A 19339-nucleotide genomic window follows, 5' to 3' on the forward strand; every position below is an offset into this window, starting at 1 on the left:
CGGATTTTCCTCATGTTCTGTTCCGGTTACAGCCTCAAAAAAGCGCCTGTTCGCGCATGATCATTGTATTCGTCCAGGCCGTACTTGTCAATGCATACAGCGTTTCCGCCCTGTATCCTCAAAGTACTTTTTTCAGGTATTCACCGGTATAGGATCCCTTCACGGCAGCCACCTGTTCAGGGGTGCCTTCCGCCACCACCGTACCGCCGCCGGAACCGCCTTCCGGACCCAGGTCGATGATATGGTCCGAGACCTTGATCACGTCCAGGTTATGCTCGATCACCAGAACCGAGTTGCCCGCGTCCGTCAGCCGCTGGAGCACCAGGATCAGCCGGTCCACGTCCGCCATGTGCAGGCCGGTGGTCGGCTCATCCAACAGGTAAATGGTTTTCCCGGTCGCCCTGCGGCTGAGTTCCGTGGCCAGCTTTACACGCTGGGCCTCGCCGCCGGACAGGGTGGTGGATGCCTGGCCCAGTTTCATATAGCCCAGGCCGACATCATACAGGGTTTCCAGCTTCCGCATGATCTGGGGATGGTTCTCAAAGAAGCCCAGGGCTTCCTCCACCGTCATATCCAGCACTTCGCTGATGTTCTTCCCCTGCCAGGTGACTTCCAGGGTTTCCCGGTTATACCGGTGGCCGTGGCAGACGTCACAGGGTACATAAAGGTCCGGCAGGAAATGCATCTCGATCCGCTTCATACCGTCCCCCTGGCAGGCCTCGCAGCGGCCGCCCTTGACGTTGAAGGAGAAACGGTTTTCCTTGTAACCCCTGGCCTTGGCTTCCGGGCTGAGCGCAAACAGTTTCCGGATCAGGTCAAACAGACCGGTATAGGTTGCCGGATTGCTCCGGGGTGTCCGTCCGATGGGGCTCTGGTCGATCATGATGATCTTGTCCAGCTGCTCCAGGCCTTCCATGCTGTCAAAACAACCCGGGCGGGTCTTGGCACGGTTCAGTTTCCGGGCAAGGTTTTTATAAACAATCTCGTTGACAAGGCTGCTCTTTCCGCTGCCGCTGACACCGGTTACGCAGGTCAGTACTCCCAGCGGGATCCGCACGTCTATATGCTTCAGGTTATGCTCCGCGGCACCCCTGACCGTCAGCCAGCCGGTCGGTTTCCGGCGGGTTTTCGGCACAGGGATCACCTTTTTGCCGCTGAGATACTGGCCGGTGAGGCTTTCCGGGCACGCGCGGATATCATCCGCCGTCCCCTCCGCCACGATATAGCCGCCGTGCAGTCCCGCGCCGGGGCCCACATCCACAATCCAGTCCGCGGCAAGCATGGTTTCCTCGTCATGTTCAACCACGATCACGGTATTACCCAGGTCCCGCATCCTGCGGAGCGTCGCGATCAGCTTCGCGTTATCCCGCTGGTGCAGGCCGATGCTGGGCTCATCCAGGATGTACATGACACCCATCAAAGCGCTGCCGATCTGCGTGGCCAGGCGGATACGCTGCGCCTCGCCTCCGGACAGGGTGCCCGCGCCCCGGCTGAGGGTCAGGTAATCCAGGCCCACATCGCACAGGAAGCCCAGTCGGGCATCTATTTCCTTCAGGATCTGCGCGGCAATAATCCGGCTGTTCCCGTCCAGTTCCAGGGAAGCGAAGAAATCCCGTGCCTGCCGGATGCTCATATCGCTGACCTCCGGCAGGCTCTTTCCGCCCACCGTCACGGCCCGGGCTTCCGCCTTCAGGCGCTGCCCGCCGCATTCCGGGCAGGTTTCCTCCGCCATGTATTCCTCATAAGCCTGTTTCATGGCGTCCGAGGTGGTCTCCCGGTACCGCCGTTCCAGCGTTGGGATGATTCCTTCAAAGCTGGTGGTGTATTCCCGCTGCCCCCGGGCGCCTTCATAGGTGATGCTGATCTGTTCATCCCCGGTGCCGTACAGCAGGGCATCCATGCCGGCCCCGCTGATATCCTCCAGGGGCGTATCCAGCGAAAAGCCGTATTTCTTTCCCATAGCCCCGAAGTACTGCGCCGCGATGCCGCCGTCCTCCGAGGCGTTGAACCCCATCAGGTTCATGGCGCCTTCCCGCAGGGTTACCCGCTCGTCCGGGAAGATTGCTTCCCGGCTGATCTTCATCCGGATTCCCAGGCCGCTGCAGGCCGGGCATGCCCCGTAGGGACTGTTGAAGGAGAACATCCGCGGCTCCAGTTCCTCAATGGAAACGCCGCAGTCCGGGCAGGCATAGTTCATGCTGTAAAGGGTTTCGCCCAGTTCCAGGCAGTCCACGATGACCAGTCCCGCTCCGCGGACGGAAGCGGTCTCCACATCTTCTGCCAGACGGTGGCGGAACTCATCCGTATCCCTGCGGATCAGGCGGTCCACCACGATCTCAATGGTATGTTTTTTCTTTTTATCCAGTTCCGGAGTGTCCTCCAGGTCATACATTTCCCCGTCAATACGCACCCGGACATAGCCGCTCTTCCGGGCGGAGGAAAGCAGATCCCTGTGTTCCCCCTTGCGTCCCCTCACCAGCGGGCTCAGGATCTGCATCCTGGTCCCCTCCGGCACAGCGCATACCGCGTCCACGATCTCGTCCACAGACTGTTTCCGGATCTCCCGGCCGCAGACCGGACAGTGGGGAACACCGACGCGCGCCCAGAGCAGGCGCAGGTAGTCATGGATCTCCGTCACCGTACCCACGGTGGAGCGGGGATTCCGTCCCGTTGTCTTCTGGTCAATGGAAATAGCCGGACTCAGCCCTTCAATGGCATCCACATCCGGCTTGTCCATCTGTCCCAGGAACTGGCGGGCATAGCTGGTCAGGCTTTCCACATAGCGGCGCTGACCTTCCGCGTAGATTGTGTCGAAGGCCAGGGAGCTTTTTCCGCTGCCGCTCAGTCCCGTAATAACCGTCAGCTTGTCCCGCGGTATCCGGAGAGAAATGTTCTTCAGGTTGTGCTCACGTGCGCCCCTGATTGTCAGAAATTCATTCATGGTTTCCCTTTTCCCGTTATCTCAGACTGTTGATCTTTTCTTCATCCACCGGTTTTCCCAGCATCTCTTCTGAATAGAACAGCGCCTTGTTTCCGCCGCTGTTCTTGGCGTTGTACATAGCTATATCCGCGGCGCGGTACAGATCGTCATACGTCCGTCCCACCATATCTGTCATGACGATCCCGACACTGGCCGTTACCCGGACGGCATCAGGGCCTTCACCCACCGTACGGCCGATCTTCTCCACCATGGAAGTGGCACGCTTCAGTGTCCATTCCCTTCCCGGAACGCTCTTCAGATAGACGACGTATTCATCTCCCCCGAGCCGGCTCAGCACATCGGAATTCCGGAACATCTTCCGGATATCCGCGGCCACGTCGATGAGCACCTTGTCTCCCGCCTGGTGCCCGTACCGGTCGTTCACGCTCTTAAAGCAGTCCAGGTCCAGCAGCATCAGCACGCCGTGCTCATCCGTCTGCAGGTGATCTTCTATTTCCTGCTGGGCAGCCCTCCGGGCTGTCAGTCCGGTCAGCTGGTCCGTATCCGCCACGCGCCGGAATTCTTCACGGCCCGTAATCAGGGAGGCCCTGGCCCGGTTCAGCGTATACACCGTGATCAGGCTGATCAGCAGATACAGAAGGCAGAAAATCCTCTGGGTCGGATCCTGCAAAGCGCCTTTTGCCTTCCAGGAGACCTCCAGCGCCACATAGCTGAGAACCTGCAGACCGAGCACGCGCCAGGCATAGTCAAACAGATAGCAGCCAACCGCCAGGTGGGTTCCGATCCAGAAAACGCTTGAATCATAGTTCACGGCGCCAAAAACCGCAAACGCGTAAACAGCAGCTCCCAGAATATAACCGACAATGAGCATCTGTGCCCATGTGGACTTTCTGTAGAACGCGATCACCTCACCGGCAAGGCCCACAATCAGCAGGATCTGGCAGTATGTCCCGCCGCCCTTGGGCTGATTGCTCGTCACGCCGTATATATAAACCAGCAGGGAAGAAACCACTGCCACGATGCACATCACTTTCAGTGATCCGCGGTTACTGCGGGCAACAGCATCCCTGTATTTTTTGAACACATCAGGTTGGTATCCGTATTGGTTCCAGAACCTCAGCTGCTCCATCATATCTGTCTACAACCTTCCGGATTTGTCTGTTCAGTTCAATCTTTACACCAGTCTCAGCGCGGGCATGGCATTCAGGTCCAGGCCCGCCAGTTCCCCGTTTCTCAGGCGGTAATAGGCGGCGCTGCCGATCATGGCACCGTTGTCCGTGCACAGATGCAGCTCCGGCATGAACAACGGGATTTTCAGTTCCTCACACATCGCCGATGCCATCCGCCGCAGTTCCCGGTTGGCGGATACCCCGCCGGCCAAAGCAAATCCGTTATATCCGTCCCTGCCGCGTTCCTGCAGCAGGAGCCGCGCCTTATTCGTCAGTTCCCGGCATACCGCCCGGCGGAAGCTTGCCGCCAGGTCTGCCTTCGGCAGGGTTTCGCCCCGCTGTTCCAGCGTGTGCACGGTGTTCATGAAAGCAGTCTTCAGTCCGCTGAAGCTGTAATCATACCTTCCGTCCGTCTTCGGGCTGGGCAGGGTAAAGGCTTCCGGGTTTCCCTCTTCCGCCAGTTTGTCGATACGCGGGCCGCCCGGATAAGGCAGTCCCAGCGCCCGAGCCGCCTTGTCAAAGGCTTCGCCGGCCGCATCGTCCACTGTCTGGCCAAGCAGGCGGTAGGTGCCGTAATCCGAAACCTCCACCAGGTGGCTGTGGCCGCCGGAAACCACCAGGCACAGGAACGGCGGCTCCAGATCCGGATGGCTCAAATAGTTCGCGCTGACATGTCCCTCAATATGGTTGACACCCACCAGCGGCTTTCCCGCCGCAAAGGCCAGGCCCTTCATGCAGTTGACCCCTGTCAGCAGCGCGCCGACAAGGCCGGGGCCCTTTGTTACCGCCAGGGCATCGATCTCCTGCAGGCTCATCCCGGCTTCCCGCAGCGCCTGGTCCACCACCCGGTCGCAGGCTTCCATATGGGCCCGGCTTGCGATCTCCGGCACAACGCCGCCGTAAAGCTCGTGCAGGTCGATCTGGCTGAACACCACGTTGCTCAGGATCTTCCGGCCGTTCTCGATCACAGCTGCCGCGGTCTCATCGCAGCTGGTCTCCAGTGACAGGATACGGACCGTTTCCTTCGTCCGCAGCATTTCCGCCTGGCGGCGGGAGTTTTGTTCGTAATTCATAATCCGTGATGCATAATTGTTCTTGTCAGGCCATTATGCATTCCCTTGCCTTTTCGTCTTACAATTCTGAATGATCAATGCCGCTCCCAGCAGCACAAGCCCGGAAATCAGTATCCGGACCAGTATCCCGGTTCCCAGGGTAATAAAGAAGTTCAGCGGCATCAGCCGGATCAGCAGGTCCGTCCGGGGATCCAGCAGCCAGCCCTCATTGGTGAAAGCCACGCGGTGAAACGTGACAAACAGGCCGTCGAAATCCGCAAGCGCCCAGGCCGCAATCCCGCTAAACACCAGAGCCGCCGCTCCCAGGCCCGTGAACATACCGCCCGAAAACGCCTTGCGTTTCCGGAGCAGCACGCCCGCTGCCGCCAAAAGCAGTGCCAGGCCTCCGGTGATCCACCTCAGCGTTCCCGCCAGGCCGATCAGGTTCCGGCAGTCCGCCATGTGGTCCGCCTCATGCGGCTGGAAGCAGGTGTATTCCCGTCCCTCCGCGTCGGAAAAGACATACTGGAAAACCGGTTCCCGGCCGGTCAGATATCCGGCGGTCATCCGGCCCGCGCCTTCGTATTCCGTTTCCGGCAGGCCCGTAACCTCCGGCGGCGCGTGGCGGAGCATTTCCCGGGCCAGCAGGTCCCCGTTCCCGGCTGTACCGTATACCGCGGCAGCCAGTGTGAACAGGATCACCGTCCACACCAGCAGGAAACCCAGGGCCCGTCCCTTTAATTCATAATTCATAATTCATAATTCACAATTCATAATGTTTTACGGTGCTCCATCCTGTCATGCTGAGTCGGCATCATAACATTGTTCATTATTCATTGTTCATTATTCATTGGTTTTGTTACTGCATCTTCAGGTATGCGGTGACAAAGCCTTCCAGGTTGCCGTTCATCACATCGTCAATGTTGCCGCTTTCATAGTTGGTGCGGTGATCCTTGACCATGGTGTAGGGCTGGAAAACGTAGGAGCGGATCTGGCTGCCCCATTCGATCTTCTTCATCTCGCCCTTGATGTCAGCCATCTGCTGTTCCTTTTCCCGTTCCTTCAGTTCCAGCAGCTTCGCTTTCAGCATCTTCATACAGGTGGCACGGTTCTGCACCTGGTCGCGTTCCGTCTGGCAGGCCACCACGATGGTCACGTCATCCTTGACATAGGTCATCCGGACAGCGGAGCTGGTCTTGTTGACGTTCTGTCCGCCGGCGCCGGAGGAGTGGTAGGTGTCCACCCGGACGTACTTCATATCAATTTTGATCTCATCGCCGTCATCCTCGATCATCGGGGCGACGTCCAGGCTGGAGAAGCTGGTGTGGCGGCGCGCGTTGGCATCAAAGGGGCTGATGCGCACCAGGCGGTGCACGCCCTTCTCACCGCGGAGATAGCCGTAGGCATGATCGCCGCTGACCTCAAAGGTCACGCTCTTGATGCCCGCCTCATCCCCGTCCAGGAGATCCAGCACTTTCACTTCAAAGCCCATCCGCTCACAGTAGCGGGTGTACATGCGGAAAAGCATCTGGGTCCAGTCCTGGGCCTCGGTTCCGCCGGCACCGGCGTGCAGGCTCAACACGGCGTCGTTGTCGTCATAGTCACCGCGCATGAGGGTTTCCAGTTCCAGCGCATCCGCTTTTTCCTTCAGGCTGGCCAGTTCGGTACCGACTTCCTGTACCATTTCCTCGTCATTTTCCTCACGGGCGAGTTCCATCATCGTATCGATGTCGTCAGCGGACTGCAGCAGGCCTTCATAATGGGCCAGCTTGTTCTTCAGGTGACCCAGCTTCTGGTTCACCCTGGTGGAACGGTCTGTATCGTTCCAGAACTCCGGCTGGTTCATTTCCTCTGTCAGTTCATCGATCTGCTCCTTCATATGATCAATATGAAGCGCTTCCCCGGCAGCCAGGATGCTTTTCCGGATGCCCACGATGTCCTGGGCATATTGTTCAAGCTCTAACATTTCACACCTCCGGCAGAATTCAGTTCATGATTAAGTGTTTTCTTTCAGCATGCAGCAGTTCTTGTACTTCTTGCCGCTTCCGCAGGGGCAGGGATCGTTCCGGCCGATCTTCTCGGACGGCTTCACCCTTCTCGGCTGCCGGGGACCGTCTCCCGCGACCCGCGCGTCGATCGGCCTGGCGGTCTGTACCCGTTCCGGCGTCACTTCCACCTTGGTCTGGTAAACCCGGCGCACCGTATCCTCCCGGATCAGGTGGTTCAGTTCCTCAAACATATGACCGGCTTCGATCTGGTATTCCGTAACCGGGTTTTTGCCGCTGGACTGCCGGAAACCAATGCCGTCCCGCAGCTGGTCCATAGCGTCAATGTGGTCCATCCAGCGGGAGTCAACACTGCGCAGCAGCATAACCCGCTCCAGTTCGCGCATGTCCACATGGATGTCCTCCATGAGCTTTTCACGCTCTTCGTAGAACGTCCTGGCATCCGCTTTCAGGGCTTCAATAAACTCATTCCGGCTCTCACCGGTACCGGCAGCGGCGCGGTTCGCCTCCAGCGCGCCATGGTGGCAGCAGAGGTTCTCCAGGTAGTTTGCCGCTTCCTTCCATTCCCACTCGGCGGTGTTTTCGCCGTTCATCCAGCGGCCCGCCGCAAAGTCAATCACATGGTCCGCCATGCGCAGGATGCTGTCCCGCACATTTTCGCCCATCAGCACCCGGCGGCGCTGACCGTAGATGATCCCGCGCTGGCGGTTCATCACATCGTCATACTCCAGCACGTACTTACGGGATTCAAAGTTCCGGTTCTCAATCCGCTTCTGCGCGTTTTCGATCTGCTTTGTCAGCAGGCCGGCAGTCAGCGGTTCATCGTCCCGCAGGCCAAGCCGGTCCACCATCACGCCGATCCGCTCGCTGCCGAACAGGCGCATCAGGTCATCCTCAAGGCTGATGAAGAACTGGGTGGAACCCGGGTCGCCCTGACGGCCGCTTCGGCCGCGCAGCTGGTTATCAATCCGGCGGCTTTCATGGCGTTCCGTACCGATGATATGCAGGCCGCCGGTCTGCAGCACCCGCTCATGCTCCCGATCCGTATCCGCCTTGAAGCGGCTGTAGTGCTCCTGATAGCGCTTCCGTGCCTCAAGCACCTCATCGCTCACATGCTCATTGTGACCGACAGCTTCCTCGATCACTTCCTCGTCCACGCCCTCCTGGCGCAGGGCGCGGCGGGCCAGGAACTCGGGGTTGCCGCCCAGCAGGATATCGGTTCCGCGGCCGGCCATGTTGGTGGCGATGGTCACAGCGCCGTAATGACCCGCCTGGGCCACGATCTCAGCTTCCTTGGCGTGGTTCTTGGCGTTCAGCACTTCATGGGGAATGCCTTTGCGCTTCAGCATATCGCTGAGCATTTCACTGACCTCAACGCTGATGGTACCGACCAGCAGCGGCTGTCCCTTGGCGTGATACTGCTCAATGCTCGCCACCACCGCGTTGAACTTCGCGGCTTTATTCTTGTAGACCATATCTTCCTGGTCCACACGGATGTTCGGCTTGTTGGTGGGGATCTCCACAACGTCCAGCGCGTAGATGCCCTGGAATTCCGTCTCCTCCGTCTTGGCCGTACCGGTCATACCGGACAGCTTTTCATACATACGGAAGTAATTCTGGAAGGTGATGGTGGCCAGGGTTTTGCTTTCCCGCTCCACCTTCACATGTTCCTTGGCTTCAATGGCCTGGTGCAGGCCTTCCGAGTAGCGGCGCCCGATCATGAGGCGGCCGGTGAACTCATCCACAATGATAACCTGGCCGTTCTGGACCACATAGTCCACATCCCGCTTCATCAGGTTGTGGGCACGCAGGGCGCAGTACACATGGTGGTTCAGCTCGCTGTTTTCCGCGTCGTTGATGTTGTCGATGCCGAAGGCGGTTTCCACTTTCCGGGCGCCTTCATCCGTCAGGGTGACGGCCTTTTTCTTTTCCTCAATCTCAAAGTGGATCTCCGGTTTCATGGTACGGACCACCGCGTCCACCTTGTCATACAGCTCGGTGCTCTTTTCTCCCTGGCCGGAGATGATCAGGGGCGTCCGCGCCTCATCGATCAGGATCGAGTCCACCTCGTCCACGATGGCGAAGGCATGGCCCCGCTGGACCAGGTTGTCCTGGCGGATCACCATGTTGTCCCGCAGGTAGTCAAAACCCAGCTCATTATTGGTACCGTAGGTAATATCGCAGGCATAGGCAGCCCTGCGTTCTTCCGGCTCCAGGTCATGCACGATCAGGCCAACGGTCAGGCCCAGGAACCGGTAAACCTTACCCATCCACTCACTGTCGCGGCGGGCCAGGTAATCGTTGACCGTCACAACATGGACGCCTTTGCCGCACAGGGCGTTCAGGTAAGCCGGCATAGTTGCCACCAGCGTTTTACCTTCACCGGTCTTCATTTCCGCGATCCGGCCCTGATGCAGCACAATGCCGCCCAGCACCTGTACCCGGTAGGGACGCATCCCCAGCACGCGGTCAGCCGCCTCCCGGACAGTGGCAAACGCCTCCGGAAGGATATCGTCTTCTGTTTCCCCGTTCTGCAGTCTCTGTCTGAATTCAGCGGTCTTTGCCTGCAGCTGCTCATCGGTCAGCGCGCGGTATTCCTCCTCCAGCGCCATAACCGCTTCCACCGGTTTGTTCAGTTTCTTCAACTGGACTTCGTTTCCCGAGCCCAGCACTTTCTTCAAAAATTCAAGCATTTGTTTCTCCTTCACCGCCCGTCCCATCCTTTCCGGAAACGGGCAAAGCATTACAGGTTAGTATATCACCGAATACGGCCGCGGCGCAAGTTTACGGAAAGGATTCCCCGGATCAGTGCCCCGGAAAAACAATGCGCCGGGGTCTCAGCGACCCCGGCGCGGGAAAATCGGTTATTCAGTTACTGTTTACGGCCCCTGCGGCGGCGGGAGGAAGCATCCTCCGCGGCAGACTTGACATCCTTTGCCGCATCCTCAACGGCTTCCACAGCTTCCTTTGCTTCTTCAGCCACGGTTTCCGCGGTTTCTTCAACCGCCGCTTCCGCGTTTTCCACCGTTTCCGTCACGACTTCCGCCGCGGTTTCCGCCGGCTTGTCAGAATACAGCCTCCGAAGGGTTTCCGCCATCAGCTCACTGCTCTGGGCGGTGTTCTCCGGTTCTTCCTCAGCAGGCTTCTCTTCAGTTTCCTCCGGCTTTTCCTCTTCGGTTCCGCCGTTGGAGATCTCACTCCTGCGGTTGCGCTTCGGCGCGGTGCTGTAGTCACGGTAGTTGGCGCCTTCCAGGTGATCCATGGCCTTTTTCGATTCGCTCCGGCTCTTGCCGCGGCGGACCGCGCCGATCAGCAGCAGCACCAGCAGCACACCGGCCACAGCCGCGAAGATCCACTTGGCGGTATCAGCAACAGTTTCAGCCTGCTCCAGCCACGCGGGTTCAGGCTCTCTGGTCGGAACATCCTCATACTGGGGTTTCATCGGCGTAACCAGCGGTGCCTTTGTGGGTTCCGGTGTCGGCTCCTGATAGTCAATCCGGATATCATTGCTTTCGAATTTCAGCACCTGATCCAGCTGATCCTTGCAGGAAGCGGTAAACCGGAAAGTGCCCCAATACGTTCGCCCATCCCTTTCAGGCAGGTTCGCGTCCACATCCCGAATGAAGGAGGCGCTTTCTCCCGCGGGAATGCTGTCAAAGTGATACAGGGTGGTGTCCACCGCCTTCACGGTGATGTCCTTCACTTCCATGGTGCTGTTGTTGCTCACGGTAACTTTCACCCTGGCCGTTCCGGGATTGGTATATACGATACTGCGGTCCGCTTCAGCTTCCACGCTCAGCGCGATCTGCTGGTTCGGATCCAGGGAAGTGACCGTAACCCGTCCGGTGGCGGTTTCAATGCCTTTGCCGGTGGTGTCTTCTGCCTTAACCGTAAACTGGATGTCCTGGGTCTTGGTGATCACCAGTTCCGTTTCCTTGGTTTCGGTCTTTCCGGCCGCAACAGTCAGCCCTTCGAAAACGGTGCCCAGTTCAGGATCCGTTACGGTAACATTGGTGAAATCAACCGTACCGGAGTTCTTCAGTGTCAGCGTCAGCTTGATCGTGTCGCCGGGCACGCCGCCCTTTTTGTCCGCCTTCAGGGTAGCGGAGAGGTTTACCACGCCGTATTTGACAGTGGTGCTTTCCACCTTTGTATTGAAAGTCTTTCCGCCGGCTGTATAGGAGATGGTCGCCGCACTGGTCAGGTCTTTCTTGGCCATCTTGGCGGTGAAAGTATAGGTTTCCGTTGTCCCGGGCGCGATGGAATCGATCGTGCCGGTTTTGGAAGAGATACTGGTGTTTTCCTTGATTTTGACGGCAGTCACAGCCGCTGTTCCGGAGTTTGTGATCTCGTAAACAACGCTGACTTCCTGATCTTTCTGGGCCGTTGTGGGGGTAATGGTTCGTTTGACGGAGATTTCAGGAGCGGCTTCGGTATAGACGATCTTCTTGCGCAGGTTGCTCTTATGGCCCTGCAGCTTCGGTTCCCCGTTCTCATCAAGCGGACCGTCATAAACGGAATACCGGACCGCAAAGACAACCTTTCCCGCGTCCAGTTCTTCCTGGGTAACAGTCCACTGGCCCTTCCAGGTCTTGCTGGCGCCCACGGAAAGCGTCGGAGAGCCGAACTCATCAATCTTCTTGCCGCTGGGATAATACAGCGTTACCGGAGCAGGCAGGTCGCCTTCCCCGACATTGGTCACGGTAATGGATACATCAATTGTTTCCGGACCGGAAAACTTGGTTTTGCTGAAATCCACGGAGGTTTTTATCGGACTGTCCGCCGCAAGCGCCGCGGATACGCATACCAGGACCAGCGCAATCCCCAGTACCAGTGCAAGGAACAAGTGTTTCCTGTTCATATTGTATCGGAGCGCGAAGCTCCTTCCTCCTTCCCCCTGCCGGCAGGACCGGCAGACGTGTCAATATGGATGGATACAGGATATCTACAATATTTTATCGGGAAAGCACAGACCTGTCAAGAATACAAAGAACGTACAAAAAACAAGCCTCCGGCGCTTTACTCGCCCCAAAACAGGTGTATAATGAACGATACAAAGTAAAGGGGCTTTGTTACTTTCATATACCTTAATATACGAGGAGGAAAACCCAATGAAGAAGCTTGTTTCTCTGGCCCTCGCCCTGGTACTGGCCCTGACTGTCTGCTCCGCCTTCGCGGAAGAAACCGTCACCCTGAAGATCGCCCATATCGGCCCCACCACCGGTGCCGCTGCCCTGTACGGCCTGGCCACCCAGCACGGTGCCGAAATCGCCGTGGATGAAATCAACGCCGCCGGCGGAAAATATCAGATTGAACTCATCACCGAAGACGATGAGCACAACGTGGAAAAGGTTATCAACGCCTACAACGCCGCGCTGGACGCCGGTGCCCAGATGATCCTGGGTTCCACCACCTCCAAGCCCTGCGAAGCAGCGGGTGCCCTGGGATACACCGAACGCGTGTTCTTCCTGACCCCCTCCGCTTCCTCCACTGCTGTCATCGAGGATAAGGACAACGTCTTCCAGGTTTGCTTCACCGACCCTAACCAGGGTTCCGCTTCCGCCCAGTACATCGCCGATCACAAACTGGGCACCAAGATCGCCGTGATCTACAACAACGCCGACGTGTACTCCACCGGTATCCGTGACACCTTTGTTAAGAAGAGCGCGGAACTGGGCCTGGAGATCGTCAACGAAGAAACCTTCACCGATGAAACCACAGACTTCACCGTTCAGGTTGGCAAGGCCCAGGAAGCCGGTGCTGAAATCGTCTTCCTGCCCATGTACTACACCCCCGCTTCCCTGATCCTGAAGACCGCCGCCGACAAGAACTACAAGCCCATCTTCTTCGGCGTTGACGGTATGGACGGCATCCTGAGCGTGGACGGCTTCGACACCTCCCTGGCGGAAGGCGTCATGCTGCTGACCCCCTTCGTTGCCACTTCTGAAGATGAGAACGTGAAAAGCTTCGTTGCCAAGTATCAGGAAAAGTTCAACGAGACTCCCATCCAGTTCGCCGCGGACGCTTACGACGGCATCTACATCCTGGTTGCCGCCGCTGAGAAAGCCGGCATCACTTCCGATATGTCCGCTGAAGAAGCCTGCGACCTGCTGATCGCCGCCATGAAGGAAATCGAAGTGACCGGCCTGACCGGCACCATGACCTGGGACGAGTCCGGCGCTGTTACCAAGACGCCTATGGCCGCCACCATCGTTAACGGCGTATACGTTTTCGAAGACTGATCTCCCCTGCGTTTTTTCGCGAACCGGTCCTTCTGGACCGGTTTCGCTTGTTTCCTGAATGAATATTCATTTTTTCCGGAGAGGAAAATACCTGTATGATTTTTCTGGATAATCTGATTAACGGCCTCAGCCTTGGCAGCATCTATGCCATCATCGCCCTGGGCTATACCATGGTGTACGGCATTGCCAAGATGCTGAACTTTGCCCACGGCGACATTATCATGGTCGGCGCGTATGTGGCTTTCTGCGGCCTCCAGTACTGGGGCTTCCCCCCGGTCCTGGCTTTCCTGCTGGCCATGCTGGTCTGCACCGTCCTGGGCATCACCATTGAAGGACTCGCCTACCGTCCCCTCCGCCAGGCCACGTCCCTGGCCGTGCTGATCACCGCCATCGGTATGAGCTACCTGCTGCAGAACATCGCGCTGATGATCTGGGGCGCCAATCCCAAGGCCTTCCCCACCACCTTCATCAACAGCACCTCCCTGCACCTGGGACGGATCAACATTTCCTCAGCCACGCTGATCACCATCCTGGTCAGCATTGTGATCATGGTCCTGCTGACCCTGTTCACCTCCAAGACCAAGCTGGGAAAAGCCATGCGCTGTGTTTCGGAGGATCGCGGCGCCGCTGAACTGATGGGCATCAATGTGAACCGGACCATCTCCCTCACCTTTGCCATCGGCTCCGCGCTGGCTGCCATCGCGGGTATCCTGCTCTGCTCCTCCTACCCCATCCTGCAGCCCACCACCGGTTCCATGCCGGGTATCAAAGCCTTCACCGCCGCCGTGTTCGGCGGGATCGGCTCCATCCCCGGCGCCATGCTGGGCGGCATCCTGCTGGGTATTATTGAGATTTTCGGTAAGGCTTATATTTCAACCGAACTGGGAGACGCCATCGTCTTCGCCGTGCTGATCATCGTACTGCTGTTCAAGCCGGCCGGACTGCTGGGCAAGCCCATGCGTGAGAAAGTGTGAGGTGGGGAAAATGACAAAAGCAAAACGCAAACGCCTCATCTACAACCTGATCACCTTCGGCCTGGTCATCGCCGCCTTCCTGATCCTGCAGAACATGATCGCCGCCAAAGCGATCAGCCGTTCCCTGAAGGGACAGCTGGTACCGATCTGTGCCTGGATCGTGATGGCGGTTTCCCTGAACCTGGTCATCGGTTTCTCCGGAGAGCTGAGCCTCGGCCACGCCGGATTCATGAGTATCGGTGCCTACACCGGTGCCATCATCAGCGGCTGGCTGCTGGCTGCCTTTGATATGCAGGATCCCACCCTGCGCCTGGTCCTTGCCATCCTGGCCGGCGGTATCATTGCCGGAATCTTCGGCGTGCTGATCGGCATTCCCGTGCTCCGGCTGCGGGGCGACTACCTGGCCATCGTCACGCTGGCCTTCGGTGAGATCATCCGGAACCTGGTCAACGTGCTGTATGTGGGCACGGCGGACGGAAAGGTTCACTTCTCCTTCCTGAACAAAGACCTGCCCGCGGATGTCACAATGCTGGTGGACGGCGCCAAAGGCGCAGTTAAGATCAAGCCGATCTCCACCTTCACCGTGGGCTTCGTTCTGGTCCTGGTCACGCTGGTGATCGTGCTGAACCTGGTCAATTCCCGGGCAGGCCGGGCCATCCAGGCCACCCGTGACAACCGGATCGCCGCTGAATCCATGGGCGTATCCGTAACCAAATACAAAATGATGGCCTTCGTTACCGCCGCAGTGCTGGCCGGCATGGCCGGAGCGCTTTACGGGCTGAACTCCTCCACCGTGGTGCCGACACAGTTCACCTTCAACCAGAGCATCAACGTGCTGGTCTTCGTCGTGCTGGGCGGCCTGGGCAACGTGCTGGGTTCCATCATCTCCGCCACCTTCCTGACGGTTCTGCCGGAAGTCCTGCGTGAATTCGCGGACTACCGGATGCTGGTTTACGCGGTGGTGCTGATCCTGGTGATGATCTTCACCAACAATCCCACCACCCGGTCAATCGCCAACCACCTGTTTGCTCCCGTCAAAAACCTGTTCCGTGGGAAGCAGAAGGAATCCATCGGAGGAGGTGAAGCCAAATGACACAGGTAAAGAAACACCGTTCCGATACCAAAATGGTTCCGGTGCCTTCCCATTCCATCGTTCCGGAGCGGGATGTCAATGAAATCCCGGTGCTGGAAACCCGTCATCTGGGCATCGAATTCGGCGGCCTGAAAGCCGTGGATGACTTCAACCTGACCATCGGCAAAACCGAGATCGCCGGCCTGATCGGTCCGAACGGTGCCGGCAAGACCACCGTTTTTAACCTGCTGACCAAAGTGTATGAGCCCACCAGCGGCGCCGTCCTTATCAACGGCCAGGACCTGCACGGCATGAGCATTGTGCAGGCTTCCCGGCTGGGCATCGCCCGGACCTTCCAGAACATCCGCCTGTTTGACAAAATGACGGTGGAAGAGAACGTCCGGATCGGCCTGCATAACCAGATCAAGTATGATATGTTCAGCGGCATCCTCCGGCTTCCGCGCTACTGGAAACAGGAAAAGCGCCAGCATGAGCGGGCCATGGAGCTGCTGGATATCTTCGGCATGCAGGACCTGGCGGACGAGGTGTCCGGCAGCCTGCCCTACGGTGCGCAGCGCCGGCTGGAGATCGTCCGGGCGCTGGCCACAGAGCCCAGGCTCCTGCTGCTGGATGAGCCGGCCGCGGGCATGAATCCCCATGAAACGGAAGAGCTGATGGAGAACATCGCCAAGATCCGGGACCAGTTCGGTATCGCAATCCTGCTGATCGAGCATGACATGAGCCTGGTCATGGGCGTTTGCGAAGGCATCTGCGTGCTGAACTTCGGCCGCGTGATCGCCAAGGGCACCGCCGATGAGATCCAGGCGAATCCCGCCGTCATCGAAGCCTATCTGGGCAAGAAAAAGGAGGGCTGAAGATGAGCGAAGTCAAAAACCAGGATCTGCCCCTGCTGAAGGTAAAGGACCTGCACGTATACTACGGGGCCATTCATGCTGTGAAAGGCATCAGCCTGGAAGTCCGCGAGGGTGAGATCGTCACCCTGATCGGCGCCAACGGCGCCGGCAAATCCACCACCCTGAACACCATTGCCGGTCTGCTGAAGCCCCGCCAGGGCTCCATCGTGCTGGGCGGCGTTCCCGTGGACGGAACCAACGCTAATAAAATGGTCTACAAAGGCCTGAGCCTCTGTCCGGAAGGCCGCCGGATCTTCCAGCACATGACCGTGCGGGAAAACCTGGAGATGGGCGCCTACAGCCGTCCCAATGAAGAAATTGAAGCCTCCCTTGAGGATGCGTTCCGCCGTTTCCCGCGCCTGAAGGAACGGGAAAAGCAGATCGGCGGCACCCTGTCCGGCGGCGAGCAGCAGATGCTGGCCATGGCCCGGGCCCTGATGAGCAAGCCGAAGCTGATGATGCTGGACGAGCCCTCCATGGGTCTTGCTCCCATCCTGGTGGACCAGATCTTCGATATCATCCGGGAGCTGCACGAATCCGGCGTTACCATCCTGCTGGTAGAGCAGAACGCCCAGATGGCCCTCTCCGTAGCGGACCGGGCATACGTGCTGGAAACCGGCCGGATCTCCATGTCCGGCAACGCCGCCGAACTCCTGCAGAACGACGACGTCCGGAAGGCTTATCTCGGAAACTGATCCCTGAATATCAAACGCCCTGCTGTCTTAAACAGCAGGGCGTATACTTTTTCTGTTCAGTTCTGTTCCGGATCATCCGGCGGCGCGTCAAACAGGGAATCCATGCTGATCTGTCCGGGTGAATCCTCCGGTTCCGGGGTATAGACAGGCCTGGAAGCCGGACGCCTTGTCCGCGGTTCCGCGGGGATCACCAGCGAGGCCGGAAGCCGGACCTTCCGTTTCTTTCCAAGCTTGTCCCGGGTGACAGACATCACGTCATCCCAGATAAAGGGCGTGCAGGCGGCCGCGATCCGCAGCCACCAGGACGGCGCGTAGTACAGGATCATACATTTCTCGGGCCACAGCTGCACACGGGCTACATCCTTCCATGCCAGGTCCTTCTCGCTCAGTTTCAACACAGGCGCGCCGTTTCCCCCGGCCATGTTCCGCAGCAGCGCGGGAGACCGCAGCCTGGCGATCAGCTTTACCGGTGTGGGATCCGGCAGGTAGTGGATTTCATGGATTCCGCGGTTATCCACCACATAATCCGTCAGTTCTTTTCCCTGCAGAATCAGGGCCGCGAGGGCCAGCACCAGGATCGTTCCCAGCAGGACCAGCAGCACCACGGGGAACCCGGAAACCAGCAGCTGTTCCACCGCGCCGATACCCCCGGATATCCCCTCCGCAGCCAGCACCAGCAGCAGGATAAACAGCGCCGCGGGCAGCAGCACCCGCATCAGCGCGTTCCAGCACATCCAGTCCTTCACCGGTGTACGCTCCACGCACCAGGCGGCATGGGCGGAATTCTTTCCCAGCCTGCTTCCGCAGAAAGGGCAGACCTCCCCGGGATCCACTTCCCTGGCGCATTTTTTACAATAGGCTGTCAGTGCCATCCTTTTCGCTCCGTTCCGGTTGATACCCTTATTGTATCCTTTCCCGGACGGCATTTCAAGGCGAACAAAATCCGGCTGTTTATCATACAGCCGGATTAATAGTGATGGTAAACGGGTGATTCAGCAGCCGATCTGCAGGCCGTAATCCTCCCCGCTTTGATCCAGCAGGAAGAAAGGAATCGCCGCAGGCCGGATCACGTCCGGATGCTCCCGGTTATACAGGAATACCCAGGGTGTACCGTTCGGAGCCAGGTAAATATCCGCTTCACATCCGTTATAATCCGGATCGATATCCCGGACATCCAATGCCGTTACGTTCATATTCTCATCCAGCGTCATCGCAAAAACCGAGCAGACTTTCCGGTCCGGTTCCACAGCGCTTCCATACAGGATCCTGGTTCCTGTTCCGGGATCTGTATATATCCTCTGGGGCGTGACAAACACACGGTCACCCTTCATCTGATATACCCGGTCACACTTTCCGTCCCTGTCATAATGGGTCAGCCTGACCGGGGAATAATCCCTTTCCAGCGTCCACTCAGCGATATCCCATTGCGAAGTAAAGAATCCGCCCTGTCCGTCCGGCAGGAACCGGTCACACCAGAGAGGATCCTCTATCCTGTACCGGATGTTCCCGTGATCCAGGCACAACACCGCCGTATCCTCCTCTTCCAGATTGAAGTACCGCGTCAGGAAAACTTCATCCGCAAGGGCTATACAGCTCCCATTCCGGAGTATATCCGCCAGTTCACGGGAAATACAGGTGTCTTTTCCGTTATACCGGATCCGCGCGTATTCATCCGTCCGATAGAAAACAATCCGGTTATCCCAGCGCGTCGCGTATACCCGCTCTTTCAGCGGAGTGATCCGGGTCAGTCCTTCCTCCGTCCATTCCGCCTGTGCGTTGGGCGGCGGAAATTTATCCGTTGACTGTTCCTCCGAAGGGATACGGCACAGCATGGAAAAAGACCCGTCGCCCTCAAAAACCGGTTCAACCGGTGTGACGCTGTCATAATCCCCCTCCGGCACCAGTGTCCTGAGCAGCTTCCCGTCCCGGTACCAGCTGACATGCCAGGGCAGCGGATTATACACACGAACAATCACATTATGGGCATCCAGCGGAAAAATCTCCCACTTCTGCAGGTTCTCCAGCTTATCCCCGACCGTCAGCCGGTACTGATCGTATTCCGCCAGCGCGGAAGCAGAGAACAGAAATACCATGATCAGACCTAAACAACACAGTTTTCGAAGCACAAAAACACCTCCTGTCTATACAGACGAATCAGAGGGATATTTTGATGCCCCTGTTTCACTTTTGACTGACCATTTCCGGGACTGATCCAAAAAAGTTTTATATTTTTTCTTGTTAGATATTGCTAACTATGGTAAATAGTAGTAAACT

The 19339-nt window shown here is 58.0% G+C and carries 14 protein-coding genes; 5 read left to right on the plus strand and 9 right to left on the minus strand.

Going from position 1 to position 19339, the window contains the following annotated elements; genetic code table 11:
* Window positions 1-118 precede the first annotated feature (118 nt).
* The 7 genes from uvrA to JYE50_RS11575 all read right to left on the minus strand — a co-directional run bounded on the left by uvrA (window position 119) and on the right by JYE50_RS11575 (window position 12014).
* Window positions 119-2941 carry an excinuclease ABC subunit UvrA gene (uvrA, locus tag JYE50_RS11545; RefSeq protein ID WP_084097374.1) on the minus strand — a complete coding sequence of 941 codons (2823 nt, stop codon included), beginning with the start codon at window positions 2939-2941 and terminating at the stop codon, window positions 119-121.
* Between the two features lie 16 nt (window positions 2942-2957).
* The gene (locus JYE50_RS11550) at window positions 2958-4073 is read right to left on the minus strand and encodes a GGDEF domain-containing protein (protein WP_084097376.1); all 1116 of its coding nucleotides are present in this window, start codon (window positions 4071-4073) and stop codon (window positions 2958-2960) included.
* Window positions 4074-4115: 42 nt separating this feature from the next.
* Window positions 4116-5183, minus strand: a complete 1068-nt coding sequence (gene tsaD, locus JYE50_RS11555; protein WP_283399260.1) for a tRNA (adenosine(37)-N6)-threonylcarbamoyltransferase complex transferase subunit TsaD — start codon at window positions 5181-5183, stop codon at window positions 4116-4118.
* A gap of 33 nt (window positions 5184-5216) precedes the next feature.
* Window positions 5217-5915, minus strand: a complete 699-nt coding sequence (locus JYE50_RS11560; RefSeq protein WP_084097379.1) for a DUF1461 domain-containing protein — start codon at window positions 5913-5915, stop codon at window positions 5217-5219.
* A 106-nt stretch (window positions 5916-6021) separates the two neighbouring features.
* Window positions 6022-7128, minus strand: coding sequence for a peptide chain release factor 2 (gene prfB / locus JYE50_RS11565; protein ID WP_084097381.1), 1107 nt, complete (start codon window positions 7126-7128; stop codon window positions 6022-6024).
* Window positions 7129-7158: 30 nt separating this feature from the next.
* Window positions 7159-9861 carry a preprotein translocase subunit SecA gene (secA, locus tag JYE50_RS11570; protein ID WP_084097383.1) on the minus strand — a complete coding sequence of 901 codons (2703 nt, stop codon included), beginning with the start codon at window positions 9859-9861 and terminating at the stop codon, window positions 7159-7161.
* 179 nt (window positions 9862-10040) lie between these two features.
* On the minus strand, window positions 10041-12014 hold the full coding sequence (locus JYE50_RS11575; protein ID WP_179138453.1) for a CARDB domain-containing protein: 1974 nt from the start codon (window positions 12012-12014) through the stop codon (window positions 10041-10043).
* 265 nt (window positions 12015-12279) lie between these two features.
* Between JYE50_RS11575 and JYE50_RS11580 the strand changes: the two genes are divergently transcribed.
* From JYE50_RS11580 to JYE50_RS11600, 5 genes are all read left to right on the plus strand, one after another.
* Window positions 12280-13410, plus strand: a complete 1131-nt coding sequence (locus tag JYE50_RS11580) for an ABC transporter substrate-binding protein (RefSeq protein WP_084097387.1) — start codon at window positions 12280-12282, stop codon at window positions 13408-13410.
* A 95-nt stretch (window positions 13411-13505) separates the two neighbouring features.
* Window positions 13506-14384 (plus strand): branched-chain amino acid ABC transporter permease, encoded by an 879-nt coding sequence (locus JYE50_RS11585; RefSeq protein ID WP_084097389.1) that lies wholly within the window; start codon window positions 13506-13508, stop codon window positions 14382-14384.
* Between the two features lie 10 nt (window positions 14385-14394).
* Window positions 14395-15477 carry a branched-chain amino acid ABC transporter permease gene (locus tag JYE50_RS11590; protein ID WP_084097391.1) on the plus strand — a complete coding sequence of 361 codons (1083 nt, stop codon included), beginning with the start codon at window positions 14395-14397 and terminating at the stop codon, window positions 15475-15477.
* A gap of 32 nt (window positions 15478-15509) precedes the next feature.
* Window positions 15510-16331, plus strand: coding sequence for an ABC transporter ATP-binding protein (locus JYE50_RS11595; protein ID WP_283399262.1), 822 nt, complete (start codon window positions 15510-15512; stop codon window positions 16329-16331).
* Window positions 16332-16333: 2 nt separating this feature from the next.
* A complete protein-coding gene (locus JYE50_RS11600) occupies window positions 16334-17065 on the plus strand; it encodes an ABC transporter ATP-binding protein (protein ID WP_143763694.1) in 732 nt (243 codons plus the stop codon).
* A 56-nt stretch (window positions 17066-17121) separates the two neighbouring features.
* On the opposite strand, the gene JYE50_RS11605 is transcribed toward JYE50_RS11600, so the two are convergent.
* The gene (locus JYE50_RS11605) at window positions 17122-17937 is read right to left on the minus strand and encodes a hypothetical protein (RefSeq protein WP_143763695.1); all 816 of its coding nucleotides are present in this window, start codon (window positions 17935-17937) and stop codon (window positions 17122-17124) included.
* 120 nt (window positions 17938-18057) lie between these two features.
* Window positions 18058-19191 (minus strand): immunoglobulin domain-containing protein, encoded by a 1134-nt coding sequence (locus JYE50_RS11610; protein WP_084097397.1) that lies wholly within the window; start codon window positions 19189-19191, stop codon window positions 18058-18060.
* Window positions 19192-19339: the final 148 nt, after the last annotated feature.

The sequence above is a fragment of the Aristaeella lactis genome (assembly GCF_018118585.1).
GTDB classification, from domain to species: domain Bacteria; phylum Bacillota; class Clostridia; order Christensenellales; family Aristaeellaceae; genus Aristaeella; species Aristaeella lactis.